We start from the raw sequence: 16,178 nt of genomic DNA on the forward strand, positions 1-16,178 counted from the left end.
CGCAAGCACCTCACTGCTCATCCCTCCGACATCCTACCCGCATCAACAACAGGCACGCACCTGCCAACAGCAGAACTTCGCCGGCAATGATCCAGCCATTCTGCACGTACTGGGTGGTGTAAGCACGAAGGTTCTCGAATAGACTCAGCTGGAAGCCTCTGATGCCGCCGAGCGCAAGGAAAATGCGCTCGTTGAGGAACTGCACCGCATAAATTGCAACGTAAGGAATCGTGAGGACCGCCACCCGATTGACGGTGAGGCAACCCAGAAGCAGCACAAAAGCGGCCCACGCACCACAGAGAACGAAGTCGAGCATACAATAGGCCGCTACGTAGATTCCGGGAGCCTCGTAAAACCAAGAGGCCCACAGATTGTCGTGATAGATTCCCGTCGTAATGACGTCGAAGACCTCTGGCGCAATGGCCGGAGCGGTCGTTGCCACGAGAGCGAGGTTCACCAACTGCGGCACCACTACCACCGTGCCCCCAGCGGCGAAGGCCGCCACGGCCTTCGCCACAAGATACTGCCTGCGGCGCGTGCGTGTGTAAATCTGGCCCACGTACCCACTACGCCGCTCTGAAGCAAGAGACCATCCGAAAGGAGCCACGGCAAGCAGAGGAGCGGTCTGGTAAAAAATAGAGCACCAAACGGTGTCACCTCCTACCGACATCCAAGAGATAAAGCAGCTGTAGGACGCAGGCGAGATGAAAACATCGCCTTCGCCGGCCGCCATCTCGTCAAGGTACTGGAAAAACGAATCTCGCCCCATCACCTCTACGGCCTCGGCGCAGCAGAGAAACAGACCTATTCCCAGAGCAACGATGAAGTAAGGATTCGCAATAGCCTTGCGCAATTCCATCTTCAGCAATCGTCTCACAAATGACTCCTTTTATCTTCGCACTCAAGCGCCACCCTGATTCCGCAATTTGGGTCGCCGATCCGCAAGGCGGAGGGGACGCCATCGCCAGCCATGACAATACCCGAATGAAACGTCCTTGTTTCCCCTGGTTCGAGCCGAAAGACATTGCCGTCGCCATCCTCCAGAGAACCATCTTCTATCATGCCATCGAAATAAATCTGGTCGAATGATTCAATGCCTTCAAGTGAAGCAATAAACGAGTTGCAAAAGCCGTCTTTCCCAGATTTCGTTGAGCCAGGAAGTGGAGAGGCGTCGACGTTTTCAACGGTGTAGGTCAGCAAGCAAAGAGAATATCCATCCTGCTTCCATGTCGGGAGATAGCTGGGAAGCTGAATGCCATCAGCAGGAATTCCCGCTGCTCCAGGAGAATCAAACAGCGCCACTTCGTCTATACGCAAACGCAACGTGCCATCCCATTCGCCGAGAGGGCGATAATCTGGCTCAATACTGCTCCTGTCCGTGTTCCTTTTCGCCATATCCGCCATAACTCCTTGGTTATCAAGATCGACCCACTCCCCTATTGGGTAAACCTCTAGGGGGGAGGACTGCGCAGGAACAACTTCTCCGGTGTAAGAAATGACCGATGCCGCAAAACCGACGACAATGACCATGGCAGCAAAAGCCACCAAGCGGAGGCGTTCACCAAATCGGTTTCCCACGCGTCCAGCCCTTTTAATCACCGTTAATCACCTTATAAGTACGTGAGCTGTCAGGGCTCCATTCGCCTTTCACGTCCCCACGTTGCGAATCAGCCCAACCCGTCAAACGAACCATGTACCCTGCCGCTGCCTTATTAACCTTAATGCTGCAATCCGTGTTGATTTTCTTAAGCGTTGCTCTTTTCTTCGTGCCAGCAACAACATTGGACCATTTACTTCCGGTCCACATATCGACATAAACACGGCACCGATCACATACCATTTTTGAGGCACGAACATAAACAGGAGTGCCGTTATCTTTCCTTCTGGGCTCATCACCAAGGCTTGTCGCTCCACTTTTTTTAAAGGTGAAATAGAAACTTGTATTTACGTTGTTGGCATAAGGCTGGATTGAGGAGGCAGATCCCGACGACATGCCCCCGATATCTTCGCCATCCACATCCGCAAAAGCAAACCCTGACGGAACCATAACCGTCATTGCAAGAAGGCAGGCAGCTAGTTTGATCGGAACTTTCATTTTCTTTTCCTTTCTCTTGGGATTCCGACAAGGAAACCATAAGAGAAAAGAGAGGCGCTGTATGTCATCAGGGCTTATGAAATGCCTGATGACATACAGCGGCGGCATCAGTTCCGCATTTAATTGCTCGAATCGAGAACCTTTTTAACAGCATCGGCAAATTGAGCCTTCGAGTTCACGCCCAACCGCCGATACAACGCTAGGCGTGCATTGTTAATCGCTCCCACCGATGAATATGACTCTGCGGAGATTTTCGTTGTCGACCACCCGCGAAGAATGCCCAGCCCCACCGATACCTCCGTGGAAGAAAACCCTTTGGCAACTAGATAAGCCTCCGCACGAGTCAACTCAGACGCATCGAAAAATTTGGAGATCCCCCACAGCTCGTATTCACTCTTTACCTCGCGATAGAGTTTCGCCTGTCCGTAAGCAATCACCACCAGTAGCACCATAGCCGCCGCGAACCCAATCATAGGGAAAAACACATCGCTCGGGTCAAGATAATCGAAAACCCAGCTGCTGTACTCCATAAGGTCATTTATAAAATTCGTCACAATGCGACCAAAAGCCACACCAATACCAAGCGCAGCCGTTATAAGCCCAAACCGCGACGGCAAAAGGGGAGCCGAAAGAACGACACGCCCTAATGCAACAAGTGCCAGAGCGGGCATTACGTAAGAGCCCCCTCCCATCATAGTTGCAACTGCTCCAACAACGAGCAAACCCCCCGCTGAAAAACTCCCTATGCCCAGAAGACGGCCCACCGTCAACAGAGTGGCGAAAACCAGCCAAGCTGCAACAAGGAGCGATGCGGCCACCGGGCGACCAAGATCAGTCCAAGCCATCTGAATAAAAAAACCAACGAACAACGCCGCCATCATAAGCCAAACCGTCACTGCAAGAGAGCCAGCAAGTAGGTAGCAGCCGCTCCCGTCGCCCGAGCTCTTAACATCAATAATCCCTTTTACAACTATACTAAGCAAAAAAGAGCCGCAGAGCGCAACGAGAAACATCAGCCCTTCCGCCGCAGCACGGGTCACTCCCCCGCCCAATGCGACTTTTAAAAATACCAAGGTGCACCAGAGCGCTACTGCAGACATATGCAGGATTCTCTCCGCTTTCCCCCGAGATGCAAGCTTTATGCCGCTCCATTCGACGAGTCCGAAAAGCATAAAGCCCGCTCCCAGGCCAAACAACAGAGGCGCCTCCGAACCCATAGCTGCATTGCTGGATACTTGCGTGGGAATGAGCACGTACGCTATTACTACCGACCCAAGGATACCCGTTATGACTGATGCCGCACGAGAAGAGTCCAACGGCCTCGATACCGACGAGGAGGTATCCTTATGCGACTGCGCTTTCGCCAAGAAGCGCGTTTCTCTGCAGCTTCGGTAAACACTTGAAGCTTCTTCGCCGTTGGCCAAATCAAGCTTGCGATAAGCGCGCTGCAAGTAAGCACGCACTGTTGAAGACCCAATGCCCATCACGTCTGCCGATTGAGCAGACGTGGCACCTGCAAGCATAAGTGCTAGAGCCTGCTGCTCCCGATCGGTGAGAGCCTTCACTCTGCCCTCATCGTAGATTTCCGCTAGTTCGATTTCGGTGGCAAGCTCCGCGAAGGACGATTTATTCGCCGCCTCCTTCACAAATTCATCGCCTGACAGCTCTTTCGCTTCGTGAGGCTGGCGACCAAACCCACCCCACACGCCAACAACAACCAAGCCAACCGAAGCAACAACGCATAGAACGGAGAGGAAAAGCCAGCCACAGAAGGGCATTTTCTCGTAAACAAGCACCGATCTGCTGAAAAAATTCCACACGATGATTCCAAAAGCATAGGCCGCAAGCACCCGACACCCCTTGTCCCACTGCGGGAAAAGCGAGAACCTCTTTGTTTTTTCGCTGACAAGCGCATCTCTGCGCTCGCGCCCATTCCTCGGAAAATAAAGGCACCATGTCACCGCCAGCAAGAGGGCAATGATTCCCGAGAGCGCTGCAGCAGCTGAAGGGCCCAACTGAAACCAAAATACTTCACCGCTAAAGGCCCGAGGGACGGAGGGCAACCATGCTTCCTGATGAAATACGAAGAATTCCAGAGGTTCTTTTGAGAAGCCCGCCACGCAAGAGAGCGCAATCGCTGTTGGATACATGGAAACGACCCTCGCAGAATCATCCTTCGCTGCCTGACAGCTGGCACCGAATTCTCGGACACCGACCCAACAAGGGGCAAAAGCGCAGAGAAACGCCGCGACGAGCAAGCCCATTTTCCCACATTCCTCCACGCACACCCGCCATGGTGTGTCAAAAATAAGGCTTATCGGAAAAACAAAAGGGCACGCCGTCCCCTCATGTGAGTGAAGGGGCATTGCCGCGTATATAACTTCAGGATCACCCTCAAGCACAACAAAGAGACCGACCAGCTCAGCTACGCTGAGTGCAACAGCCAGCAACCACCCACTCGCGAAAAGAACTGCCATTGCAATTCTCGCCCAACAGCAAGTCGATAGAATCCCCTCGGCCCTATTGCGTAAGACGCTCATAGCAGCAGAATTCCAAACCGCACCAAACAAGCACCCGATCAATAGCCCGAAGGCCACCCAAGCGTAGAAACCCGTAAGAACGGGACCTCGGTAAGGCTCAGCCAGGAAAAAGGGCGTTGCGGTTAATGCCACAAACCAAATAATCCACGCCGTACCAATAACCGCCGCTCTCGCAGTGCTCCCACGCTTCATGTATCGCCATACTCTCCACAACTTTACGCCTTACGTCTCCCCTCCATAAAAGATCAGTATATCATTGGATGGTTTTACGCCGTGGTGCCCCAGGCGCTATTGATACCTATTGGGGCAGCTTGAAAGCCCAGCGATCTTACCCTTCCCCCGGCATTCCCGCCAACGTTGGCGAGCCAGCAGCAGGCCGCGAGCGCCACGCTGGCGCGATGGGGCGGCTCGGCAGGGGCCTCTTGGACAGGAGCGCGAGTGAACGGATCCCCGTCTCTAGGTGCGCGCGCCATTCGAAGCTGCGACCGAACGCTGCGCCCATTCTTCTTCGCCATCCACCTGCAAGAGCAAAGGCGCATTATCGTCCCGATATCTTTGGGGGCACTCGGCAAGAGCAGAGGTATCCTCGCCGGCAACATGCCACGCAATGCCGCGATCCACCTCGCGATAGCCGTGGGCGACGAAATTCCGGAAGCCCCCGATCTGTCGCCATGGGTAATCGAGGAAGGAGAACACGACGTCATCGGAAAGATGGATGGTATCTTCAGCGATGCGATAAACGGGGGGCATCACCGCATCGTAGGCCAATTCCCCATCATCCGAGTCATCATTCACGAACTTCTCCCCATCAAGGGAGAAACGTTGGATACGGGTTGTAAGAGTCCTCGCATCGTCTCGATAATGACGCTTATGAGATCGAGATCGCGCTCAGCTGCTGTATAGAGCACCTCCTCATCACGCTGCATGCGCTTTCGGAAAGCCGGACGCATAAACTCAAGGGGGTTGGCCACCATCTCGACAGAACGGCCCAAGTACCCCCCAGCGATTCCTGAATATCGAGCAAGTCGGCATAATCGATTTCCAGATCGCATTCCAGCCGTACGTCAACATCGCTTTGAGGCCCTGCCTCGCCGCGAGCGAACGAGCCGAACAGGTACACCGCGCGCACGTCGTAAGGCACCACAGCGCTCTTCAGGACTTCCGCTATGTGCTCGATCGTCAACATGGGGAAAGTATGGCACGCGTGCACACAGCGAGGACAAACCGCCCCCTACTCCCCCAGGTACTCGCGCTGGCGTTGGCGGGCGAGCTGGAGGCCGCGGGCGACGAAGCCCTGGCCGAACACCTCGCGGATCTTCCAGGCATAGCGACTCTCGGGCTCGTCGAACTTGCGGCGCTCGAAGGCGAGGCAGTCGTGCACCGACTCGCCGAAGTCGGCGTAGAACTCCTCCATCTGGTCGATGAGCCTCTTCGCGGCCTTCACGACCGACTGAGCGCTGCCGTCGGGCTGCACGATCTTCACCGTCTTCAGGTCGTAGTGCGCCGCGTTCTTGAAGTTCTGCACGGCCTGCACCTGGTCCTTCGGCGCCAAGCGCGGGCCTTCCGTGGAAGCGGCCCACACGAGGAACAGCTGGCTGAACAGCACGTCGCGCTCGTCGATGCCGGCGCGCACGAGCGGGTTCAAGTCCACCATGCGCAGCTCGATATGGCTGATGCCCTCGCGCAGGCCCTCCAGGCTGTAGGGTCCGAAGTTCTTCAGGCGGATGGGGTAGTACAGCTCGGAGGGGTAGCGAATCATGCCCGTGTCGATGTAGGACTGGATGGAGTCGGCGTAGGCCGCCGCGCTCGTGTAGTCCAGAATGGGCGCGAAGAAGTTCCAGTAGCCGAGCTCGGAGCAGCGCACCGTGGCCAGGCCCTGGAACAGGTCGCCGCCGATCTTGCCCTTCTCCACGAAGGACGAGTCCATAACGGGGCTCGCGGCCATGACCGCGGTGAGGATCCAGCCCCAGGTGACGCAGTTCTCGGCCAGGCGCACGTACAGATCGTCCCGATAGGCGCCGAAGTCGTCGCCGCCGGTGAGGGCGAAGTCGGCCCGCAGCAGCTCCTCGCCGAGGGAGTAGTTGATGTGGATGCCCGAGAAGGCCATCTTGTAGCGGCCATAGCGGTCGGAGAGGTACTCGCGGTAGGCGGTCTTGCCGACATCGTCGCCGAAGTACTGGGCGATGGGGATGTCCTTCTCCCCCAGGATATAGGGCGGGTTGGAAAAGGGCCAGAGCAGCTCGCGCTCGGGCAGGTTCGCGATGGCCCGCTGCACGAGGCCGTTGTAGTGCTCGAGCGACTGCACCGCCTCGGCCGGCGTGGCGCACACCGGCGTGTTCACCTCCACTTGGTTCTCGGAGAAGTCGCGCACGATGTGCACATCGTCGGCGAAATCAGCCGGCGTGTGGGCCAGAAAGCCACCGCCGTCGATACGCAGGGATTCTTTCTCCAGCCCGAAGCCGCCTTCCAGAAGATGGGCGCGGACCGATTCATCGTGGGCATGCAGCATGGTTGCCTCCCAAGGGCGCGTTGGCGGAGTCGAGCCCGCCAAATCTGATGTTCACGCTTAAGTTTACCAGTTACGACTTACGGCCACGGGAACAACAGCGCAATGCCATCGATCGGTCAACGACGCTGCGCCGGCGCGCAGCTGGCCTCCTACTGGGAAGAAAACGACGGTTCTCGTAGCTCTCTGGAAGAGGAAGTCCTTTCAAAACTTTTGCGAACAGGGAAAACTCGAACTAGATCCTCTGCCGAGAGGCCTCTGACTACGAGAACCGTCGTTTTCTTCCCAAAATCCCGTCGTCCAATTTCGCATTGACCGCGTCCCGCGCGAGCGGTAAACTATACGCTTGCGTGAAGGAGTCGGGCCTTTAGCTCAGTCGGTAGAGCAGGGGACTTTTAATCCCAAGGTCGCGGGTTCGATCCCCGCAGGGCCCACCACTTTTCTCAAGCTCGGCAACGTAGCCGCGCCCGCATCACGCATTCGATACGGCACTGGGGTATCGTCCAACGGCAGGACTCTGGTTTTTGGTACCAGCTACCTAGGTTCGAATCCTAGTACCCCAGCCATTTCCTTTCCCCTCTCAGCAATGAATATATTTCAGAGTCGTGCGGGATGGGGATTCGAGCTGCATCCCCTCCCTACCGGGCGCCCTTCTCGGTTTTCGCGACGACGAGGAACAGGGCGAGCGCGCAAGCGCCGATGGCGGCCATGGCAAGATACAGGTTCGCGTACCCAATGAGCGGCACCACTGCCCCCAGCAAGATGGGGCCCACGCCCACGCCCACGTCGAGCAGCATATAGAAGGTGGCATTGGCCACCGACAAGCGCGCATCTGACGTAACGCGCACGGCCATAGCCAGGCCGCACGACTGCACGGTGCCCACGCCGAAGCCGAGGAGCGCCGCTGCGCCGAGCACCATCCAGTCGTTGGACGCCAGCGCCAGCACCACCATGCCCAAAACGAACGAGACGAAGGCCGGCACCATGACCGGATGCGGCCCCACGCGGTCGAAGGCGCGGCCGGTGAAGGGCCTCGTCGCGAACATAGCCAGAGCGTACACGACGAAGAACACGCTGGCGGCGCGGGCCAGTCCGATCTCCGTCGCATAGGGCGTGAGGAACGTGAGCAGGCTGGAATAGCCGAAGAACAGCAGGCCGCACACCACCGAGATGGGCAGCACGCCGGCCTCCACGAAGCGCGCCAGCGGCGAGCCCTCCACCTTCGCGGCGACCACTTCTTCCAGATGGGTAGAGGGAACCCGGCCGCAAGCCGGGCAGTCGGCATCGGCGTCGGCGCACACCGGGCACGGCGCGTCGTCCGCGGAAACGGCGGCGGCCGCGCAGGCGGCACGGGTATTATCGGCAACTGCGGCCGCGTCTTCGCGCGCCTGCTCCAAGGGGGCGTCGGCCACGGTACCGGCCACCGCATCGGAGGCCGACGCCATCTCGGCCTCAGCTTCCTGCTCGTTCCCGCGCACCCGCGTCGACGGGGCTGGGCGCAGCAGCAGGGCCGCGGGAATGGACGCAGCTACCAGCACGCTCGCCACGATGAACACCACCGGGTAGCCGAAGTTGTTCGCCAGGAAGATGCCCGCAAAGGGCCCGATGGCGCTGCCCAACGTGACGGACAGCATGAAGTACCCAATGCCCTCGCCCTTGCGATCGGGCGGCACCACACTCGTGATGACCGTGGCTATGGTGGTGGAGCACACGCCGTAGGCGAACCCGTGCACGAGGCGCACGCCGATGAGCGTCCCTACCGGCTCGTTCAGCAGATAGAGGGCCGTCAGCCCCACCTCGGCGATGCAGCCGACCAGAAGCAGCGGCATACGCCCGAACCGCTCCATGAGAGGCGCGGCAGTGAAGCGCGAGAACAGCGTGCCCACGATGAACGCGCTCGCGCAGAAGGCGGCTACGGCGGCCGGGGCCTGGTACACCGCAAGCGCATAGGCGGTCATGACCACCATGAGCATGAAATAGTTACCGGCGATGAAGAAGTTCAGCAGCGTGCCGGCCACGAAGTTGCGCGTCCAGAGGGGCTGGGGCGCGGGCTTGGCACGGGACGCCGGCGCAGTTGCGGGAACGGGGCGAACGGCGGCAGACGCCGCAGATTGGCGTGCAGGGGAAGCGGCCGGACGGGTCGCGGCAGCAGGGGCAGACATTACCGGTACGCGCCTTCTTTCGCGATGAGCACGGTGATGGGCGATTCCTTCGTGACCGCGTAGCTGACGCTTCCGAGGAAGCCCTTCACGCCGCCCTGACCGCGGCTGCCCATGATGATGAGGTCGCAGCCCTCGTCCTTCGCGCAGTTCACGATGAGGTCGGCCGGCGAGGTGCCCTTGAGTACCTTCACCTCGGCAGGGTTCGGCAGCTCGGCGGCGATAGCCTCCAGCTCCCGGCGGATGGCCATGGCGTCCTCCACCATGACGGTGTCCATACCGGCGGCTGCCGAGCCCGAGGAGAACAGGCGCATGACGTGTACGAGCACCACCTCCGCGGCAGGGTTCGACTGGGCTATCTCGCGCATGACCTCCAAGGCCCGGTGCGACGGAGCGCTGCCATCGTAGGCCACGAGGATCTTATGACACCACATGGGGGCATCCTTTCTGTCAGCATACCTGATAAGCGGACTGTCAAGTCCTGCGACCATTGTAGACCCGCCCGCCAAACGCCACAAATTGTTTTAGTTCTTGTTGACTGTGTTACAAAAATAGAACAAATGTGCTATAATCACTTACAGAACAGGTGGTAGGGTTGCCTCTGAGTTTTCTGGAGGTACCTATGGTTACTTGGACAGATCTGTTTGCATTCTGCCTCGTTGTAATAGCGGCCATCAGCCTGGCGCTGGAACTGTCTCGGCGCCGGAAAGAGTAAAGCCGCCCCCGCCTAAGCGGAAGCGGCCCCTCAACACAATTACGCAAGTATTGTGAGGCGGCCCGCCGTAGCCGCGGCGACCACCTGTTCTTCATTATAAGAGCCGTCGAGCGAAAGTCAACAATCTTCTCCGCGATGACGGCGTGACCTTGATGGGGGTGACGTCCCCTCGACCTCCTACCAGCCAGTTCCGGCCATTCCGGAGTCGACGGCGGCAGCATAGCGCACCTCGCCCGACGAGGAGGCCACGGATGCCCTGGGCGGCTCGTATCCCGACCCGACGCGGGGAGGGCAGCCGGTCGCGGACAGGCCGCGCCGCTCCAGCGCGGCCGTCTCCCGGCCCTCGTCCCTGCGGCGCCTGAGGGGCGTGGCCGACCCCGCGCGGGTCCTGGGCGGCACGGCCCTGCCGGAGGCCCGCCTGCTGCGCAGCCGGGCCATGTGCGAGGCGCCCGGCCGCGACCACGCGCACGGCACCGACGCCATCCTGGACTTGTACAGGTGCTGGTTCTCCGACTCCATGGTGCCGAGCGAGGGGCCGTCCACCGCGATCAGGTCGGCGTTTCTGCGCAGGTAGGCGAGCACCCGCGGCGCGCCCTTGCGGGCGAGCCCCATGTCTATGCACGCCTCCAACAGCGCCGCGGCGGCCTCCTTCCCGCCGTCGTTGACGACCTCCACGAGCCGCCGCCCCATGGCCGCGTCGTCGAAGCAGGACAGCAGCGCGCGGTTGACGTGGAACGGGTCGAGGTGGCCGACGACCTCCACGCGCAGCGGGAAGTAGGCGCCGCCCCGCTTGCACCAGCCCTCCCCGTCGGTGCCCAGGTGCACGCGCTCCAGCGCGGACAGGTCGAACTCGGAGCCGATGGCGGCCACGGCCTCCGGCCAGAACTCCCCCGGCGCGCACGCGCACCCGTGGCGCACGCAGCGCTCGCGGGCCGCCTTGCGCCCGCGCACCACCTTGCCCGAGTAGGCCGCCATCGCCTTGATCTCCACCTTGGACGGCTCGCCGGGGGCCGTGCCCTGGAGCGCCACCCATGTGCCGTCGGCTTCGACGCACACCTGCGCAGCCGCGGTCCTGCCGCCCGGCTTTATCCCCAGGTCGAACAGGTCGCGGGCCGCGCGGGCGTCCTCCTCGGCGCAGCGCTCGCCGGCCGCGTGCACGGCGGCCATCACCGTCTTGGCGCTCACGCGCGAGCCCCCGGCCCGGGCGAGCAGCCCGGCCGCGGCGGCGTAGGACACCTCGGCGCCCGCCTCCACGAGGAGCTCCTCGGCGGCCGGCGACACCCTGGCGCCCCAGGGAAGGCCCAGCTCGTCGGCCAGCGGGACGCAGGCGCCGCCGCCCCTTGCGCGCAGCCTCCGCCAGCGGAACGAGACGTCGCCGACGACGGTGGCCAGCGAGCGCTCCCGCACGTCGTGGACGCTCAGGCCGGAGGGGAGCTCGGCGCACAGCGCCGCGTCCAGGCGCTCCAGAGCCCGGCCCATGGCCCGGGCCATGATCGCGTGGCCCTCGGTCAGGGCGCTGCGCTCGAACGAGGCGAACGTCAGGCCGCCGGACATGAGCATGCCGGTGAAGATGTCGGCCATGGCGGCCTCCGCGGCCGCGGATGCTGTAGAATTGCCCATCGGGGATTCCTCTCTTTCTCGATTCTTGGTCGATAAGAGATTAGGGGAATCCTCCTCGCTTTGCTCCGGCTCATCGGCCGGCCTCACGGCCGCCCTCGTCGCCGGAGTCGCTATGCATCCCCAAAAAGGTTACGCCGTGCTCCGCGATGCTCCTACTCTGCGACGAAGGTGTCGCGGTCGGGAGCGAAGGACTGCATGGCCTCGATGGTGCGGGCGAACAGCTCGTCCAATTCCCAGCCGAGCATCTCCGCGCCGCTCGCGATGACCTCGCGGCTCACGCCGGCGGCGAAGCGCTTGTCCTTGTACTTCTTCTTGAGTGACTTCACATTGAAGTCCATGACCGACTTGCTCGGGCGCATGACCACGGCCGCGCCGATGAGCCCGGTGAGCTCCTCGGTGGCGAACAGGATCTTCTCCATCTGCAGCTCGGGCTTGGGAAGGTCGGGGTTGAAGTCGGAGGTGTGCGATTGGATGGCGCGGATGAGCTCGGGCGTGCCGCCGGCCTCCTCGATGAGCGGCGCGGCAAACAACGTGTGCTTCTCCGGCTCATCGTCGTGCTCTTCCCAATCCAGGTCGTGCAAAAGGCCCACGATGCCCCAGAACTCCTCGTTTTCCGGATCGTACTCGCGGGCGAAGTAGCGCATGGTCTGCTCGACGGTCTCGCCATGCTCGATGTGGAAGGGATCCTTGTTGTGGGCGGCGAGCAGCTCGAAAGCCTCCTCGCGGGTCATGCCGGCGGAAAGTGCGCTCACAGGCGCCTCCTCTCGTCTCGTGTTTTCGCTTGGGAACACTATAGCGCCTCCCATGGCGTGCGACCGTTGGAATTCGCCCCACGAAGAGCAGGGCGCCGCTGGAGATACCTCCAACGACGCCCCGAAAACGTTGCGCGAGACGGGCACCCGGCACCATACCGGAAGAGCCCGCACCCGAGGGGAGTCCCTGCGCTTAAGGGGCGGGCCGCACCCGATAAGCGACCCGCACTCGAACCGATTCTTAAGCGGCCTGCTTCTTCCCGAAGATGGTTCGCGCCCCCTTCACCGCCAAGATGACGGCGAACACCATGAGCAGAAGCCCGATGACGAGCTGGAGCACCGTAGCCGCGTCCACCGTGCCGGCGACGATGAGGCCGATCTTGCCCCACACGGTAAGCGCCAGCGAGCAGAGCGTCACCACCATCATGAAGGCCATGGGCAGGTAGAACATCTTGTTGTTGCGGCCGGCGTTGCCAAGCCACGCGCACACGGCGAGCAGACCCAGGGCGGCCAAAAGCTGGTTGGCGGCGCCGAACAGCGGCCACACGAGCTGGTAGCCGGTCAGTCCCAGCCCCACGCCGAAGACCACGGTGATGATAGTGGCCACCCACGGATTGGTGAGCACCGCGCGCCACCCGGTCAGCTCGCTCATCTCCATGCCGTGGGGGCAGAACAGCTCCTGGAACATGTAACGGCCCAGGCGGGTGGCGGTGTCGAGCGAGGTGAGGCAGAACACCGACACGGCCAGCACCAAAAGCGCGTAGGCGATGGACTCCACCCCGGCCAGGCCGGGCACGCAGGCGAGCATCTGGGAGAGGCCCGCGGCGAATACCTGGGTCGGCGAAGCGTAGGTGCCGTCCATGTAGCCGGCGAACACGAAGGCCACCGCGCACAGCGAGATGACGGCGACGAGGCACTCCAGCAGCATGCCGCCGTAGGCGATGGGCTGGGCCTCGGCCTCGCGGTCGAGCTGCTTGGAGGTGGTGCCGGAGGCTACGAGGCTGTGGAAGCCCGAGATGGCGCCGCAAGCGATGGTGATGAACAGGGCCGGGAACAAGAAGCCGGAAGCGGCCACCTTGCTCTCCCCCGCCACGGCGGAAAAGCCCGTGAACGCCGGAATCTCGAGCGAGGCGGCATCGCCGGTCAGGCCAGCGCCGATGATGCCGACGAGCGCCAGTGCGATCATGCCGTAGAGCAGGTAGCTCGACAGGTAGTCGCGCGGCTGCAGCAGGATCCACACCGGGGCCACCGAGGCCAAAAGGATATAGAGGCCCACGATGAACATCCACGTGGTGTTGTCCAGAGCGATAACAGGCAGATTGTAGCCAAGCGCCACTACGACCACGATGATGGCGATGGCCGAGACGATGTTGGCCGCCGCGGGAATCTTGCGGCCGCGGGTAACGAGGCCGTAGATGACGGCCACCACGATGAACAGCACCGAGATCATGGCCGTGCGCATGTTCGCCATGTTGGCCGCCTCGGCGGCAGCGGCCTTGGCGGCGTCATCGAGCGGTACGGGCGTGACAGCAAAGGTGCTCGCCACGATGGAGGCGAAGGCGGCCACCACCAGGATGAGCGTCAGGTAGGCGAAGATGCAGAACAGCTTTTTGGCCGTGTCGTCGATATTGTGGGCGATAACGGTGGCCAGCGTCTGCCCCTTGTGGCGGATAGAGGCGAACAGCGCGCCGAAATCGTGCATGGCGCCAAAGAAGATACCGCCGATGAGCACCCACAGAAGCACGGGCACCCAGCCGAAGATGGCAGCCTGAATGGGGCCGTTGATGGGGCCCGCGCCGGCGATGGATGAGAAGTGGTGGCCGAGCACCACATAGGGCGGCGCGGGCACGTAGTCCTTGCCGTCCTCCAGCTCATGGGCCGGCGTGGGGCGGTCGGGCTCAACCCCCCATTGGCGGGCGAGCCAGCCGCCGTAGAAGATGTAGCCCGCGACGAGCACGACGATGGCTACGATGAGAATGACCAGTGCGTTCATTCCTGTCCTTCCTTTCCTTTCCCTTTATCTCCCCACGCGCGAAACCCTCACGGCCGACGCCTCTGCCCCGGCGCCTCGACATCGCCTGCGGAACCGCCCGCACCCGCCGCCACGGATGCGCCCTTTCCGCCCTCTGCCAGGGCACCTTCAGCAAACGCGTTCGCCGCCAAGGTTTCCACGAGTGGCTTTCCCTGAGTATTGGCCCACACGCGGCGCGCCGACAGATCGACGACGGCGACGCGCATATCGGCCCATCCCTTCAGCCCGAAGGCGAAGTTCTTGCGAAACCGGGCCCGGCGCACGAGAGCCGGCACGGCTTCGTCCACCCTATCGGCCACCACGACCAGCGACAGGTACGAGCTCATGTGGTCGGAAGTCAGCTGCACCTTGGCCAGGGCCTCGTGGGTCATGAAGTGCAGCAGGTCGTTCAATTCCGCCTCGTCCAGATAATCAGCGGGCCAGAAAAACAGGTACTCGTGACTGGAGGCCTCCCACAGCTTCGCTCGCTTCACGAGCACGTACTGGGAGGCCGATGAGTGGAATTCGGCATAACCGGAAAAAACGCGGCCCGCGAAGCGGTGGTCGCGCTCGACGTCGAACCACGCCTCATGGGCGGCGAGAAGCCGATCGACGACTTCCATACGGCCAGCCATAGCCATCGCCTTCTTCCCCGAAAAATGACCCTGCAAAATGAACGTAACGAGATTAGTACGATCTCGCCACCAGCGCAAGGAGTTATTTTGACGAATTGTCAGTTCAGAGGAAAATCCGGCCCCGCCGCCAACCCGCCTTTGCCCGAGCAAAGGCGGCCTGTCGCCCGAGCCTCAGAACACCACGCCCAGGACGTTGCAGACGAGCCCCCAGAACACGCCGATGACGTAGAGCAACGCGATGATGGCCGCATTCTGCCGCCAGGGACGGTTCGCCCGCACGAGCACGAGCAGGCCCACGCCGGCCGACACCAGAAGCCCGGCCAGCATGGCCCCGGCTCCCAGCACCCCCTCCACGTACAACTGGGCGATGACCACGCTGGCAGCGCAGTTGGGAATGAGTCCCACGAGCGCTGTGGCGAAGACCGAGAAGGCGGGATTGTCGCCGAGGAGGCGGGCCAAGGCCTCCTCCCCCACCGTCTCGAGCACGATGTTCAGCACAATGGTGATGGCGAAGATGAACAGCGTCACCTGCACGGTGTGCTTCGTGGCGCTGAGGAGGATGCCCTTCCAGCCGTGGCCGTGGCTGTGGGTGTGCTCCACGTCGTCGTGGTGCTCGTAGGCCCGCTCGGGAGCGGCCTCACAGGTGCGGCAGTCGTGGTTGCAGCCGCACTGGTCCTGCTCGCACAGCTCATGGATGCGCAGACGGTCCTTGTCGCGGCGGGCCAGGCGCAGCACCGCGTCCACCACAAAGCCCATGACCATGCCGATGACCACCTTCGCGCCCATGATGGACAGGATGGTGTTGCCCGGCACCGCCTCGGCCAGAAAGATGGGCAGCATCTCGTCGGAGGTGGACAGAAACACCGCGAACAACGTGCCGAGCGTGATGACGCGGCCCGCGTACAGCGTGGCCGCCACGGCCGAGAAGCCGCACTGGGGCACCACGCCGAGGAAAGCGCCCACGATGGGGCCGGCCGCTCCGGCGTGGCGGATGGCACTTTGAGTTCTCTCGCCCGTCTTGTGCTCGAGCCACTCCATGGCCAGGTAGGTGACCCACAGAAACGGGATGAGATAGAGCGTATCCGCGACGGAATGCTCCGCCACGTGCTCGGCTATGTGCATGATTTCGTTCATAGGCTCATTGT

14 protein-coding genes and 2 tRNA genes are annotated in these 16,178 nt (G+C 61.6%); 2 read left to right on the top strand and 14 right to left on the bottom strand.

Going from position 1 to position 16,178, the window contains the following annotated elements:
* Positions 1–10: 10 nt before the first annotated feature.
* The 7 genes from C811_RS09315 to C811_RS09330 form a co-directional block, all read right to left on the bottom strand.
* Complete coding sequence (locus C811_RS09315) at positions 11–877, bottom strand: hypothetical protein (protein WP_016309310.1); 867 nt, start codon at positions 875–877, stop codon at positions 11–13.
* The gene (locus tag C811_RS0103255; protein ID WP_136432396.1) at positions 874–1,599 is read right to left on the bottom strand and encodes a hypothetical protein; all 726 of its coding nucleotides are present in this window, start codon (positions 1,597–1,599) and stop codon (positions 874–876) included. Before C811_RS0103255 ends, C811_RS09315 begins: the two co-directional genes overlap by 4 nt.
* Positions 1,592–2,095: a hypothetical protein gene (locus C811_RS16530; protein WP_156997066.1), complete on the bottom strand. Its 504-nt coding sequence runs from the start codon at positions 2,093–2,095 to the stop codon at positions 1,592–1,594. The genes C811_RS0103255 and C811_RS16530 overlap by 8 nt, the downstream gene beginning before the upstream one ends.
* A gap of 119 nt (positions 2,096–2,214) precedes the next feature.
* Positions 2,215–4,359 carry a helix-turn-helix domain-containing protein gene (locus tag C811_RS09320; RefSeq protein WP_022926481.1) on the bottom strand — a complete coding sequence of 715 codons (2,145 nt, stop codon included), beginning with the start codon at positions 4,357–4,359 and terminating at the stop codon, positions 2,215–2,217.
* A gap of 732 nt (positions 4,360–5,091) precedes the next feature.
* Positions 5,092–5,430, bottom strand: a complete 339-nt coding sequence (locus tag C811_RS09325) for a HepT-like ribonuclease domain-containing protein (RefSeq protein WP_016309314.1) — start codon at positions 5,428–5,430, stop codon at positions 5,092–5,094.
* A gap of 73 nt (positions 5,431–5,503) precedes the next feature.
* On the bottom strand, positions 5,504–5,821 hold the full coding sequence (locus tag C811_RS17255) for a nucleotidyltransferase family protein (RefSeq protein ID WP_136432403.1): 318 nt from the start codon (positions 5,819–5,821) through the stop codon (positions 5,504–5,506).
* 45 nt (positions 5,822–5,866) lie between these two features.
* The gene (locus C811_RS09330; RefSeq protein WP_016309315.1) at positions 5,867–7,144 is read right to left on the bottom strand and encodes a hypothetical protein; all 1,278 of its coding nucleotides are present in this window, start codon (positions 7,142–7,144) and stop codon (positions 5,867–5,869) included.
* Positions 7,145–7,502: 358 nt separating this feature from the next.
* Here C811_RS09330 and C811_RS09335 point away from each other — a divergent pair.
* Both C811_RS09335 and C811_RS09340 read left to right on the top strand, forming a co-directional pair.
* Positions 7,503–7,578: transfer RNA gene (locus C811_RS09335), tRNA-Lys, on the top strand.
* A gap of 55 nt (positions 7,579–7,633) precedes the next feature.
* Positions 7,634–7,707, top strand: a tRNA-Gln gene (locus C811_RS09340).
* A gap of 72 nt (positions 7,708–7,779) precedes the next feature.
* On the opposite strand, the gene C811_RS15770 is transcribed toward C811_RS09340, so the two are convergent.
* From C811_RS15770 to C811_RS09370, 7 genes are all read right to left on the bottom strand, one after another.
* On the bottom strand, positions 7,780–9,303 hold the full coding sequence (locus tag C811_RS15770) for an MFS transporter (protein WP_016309316.1): 1,524 nt from the start codon (positions 9,301–9,303) through the stop codon (positions 7,780–7,782).
* On the bottom strand, positions 9,303–9,734 hold the full coding sequence (locus tag C811_RS09345; protein WP_016309317.1) for a universal stress protein: 432 nt from the start codon (positions 9,732–9,734) through the stop codon (positions 9,303–9,305). The genes C811_RS15770 and C811_RS09345 overlap by 1 nt, the downstream gene beginning before the upstream one ends.
* Positions 9,735–10,192: 458 nt before the next feature.
* Positions 10,193–11,635: a UPF0236 family transposase-like protein gene (locus tag C811_RS09350; protein ID WP_016309318.1), complete on the bottom strand. Its 1,443-nt coding sequence runs from the start codon at positions 11,633–11,635 to the stop codon at positions 10,193–10,195.
* A 152-nt stretch (positions 11,636–11,787) separates the two neighbouring features.
* Entirely contained in the window at positions 11,788–12,387 is a 600-nt protein-coding gene (locus C811_RS09355; protein WP_016309319.1) for an HD domain-containing protein, read from the bottom strand.
* A 241-nt stretch (positions 12,388–12,628) separates the two neighbouring features.
* Positions 12,629–14,380 (bottom strand): carbon starvation CstA family protein, encoded by a 1,752-nt coding sequence (locus C811_RS09360; protein WP_016309320.1) that lies wholly within the window; start codon positions 14,378–14,380, stop codon positions 12,629–12,631.
* A gap of 47 nt (positions 14,381–14,427) precedes the next feature.
* A complete protein-coding gene (locus C811_RS09365; protein ID WP_016309321.1) occupies positions 14,428–15,033 on the bottom strand; it encodes a DUF8052 family protein in 606 nt (201 codons plus the stop codon).
* A gap of 171 nt (positions 15,034–15,204) precedes the next feature.
* The gene (locus C811_RS09370; protein ID WP_022926483.1) at positions 15,205–16,167 is read right to left on the bottom strand and encodes a putative manganese transporter; all 963 of its coding nucleotides are present in this window, start codon (positions 16,165–16,167) and stop codon (positions 15,205–15,207) included.
* Between the last annotated feature and the right edge of the window lie 11 nt (positions 16,168–16,178).

The organism is Adlercreutzia caecimuris B7 (assembly GCF_000403355.2).
Classification (GTDB): Bacteria; Actinomycetota; Coriobacteriia; order Coriobacteriales; family Eggerthellaceae; genus Adlercreutzia; species Adlercreutzia caecimuris.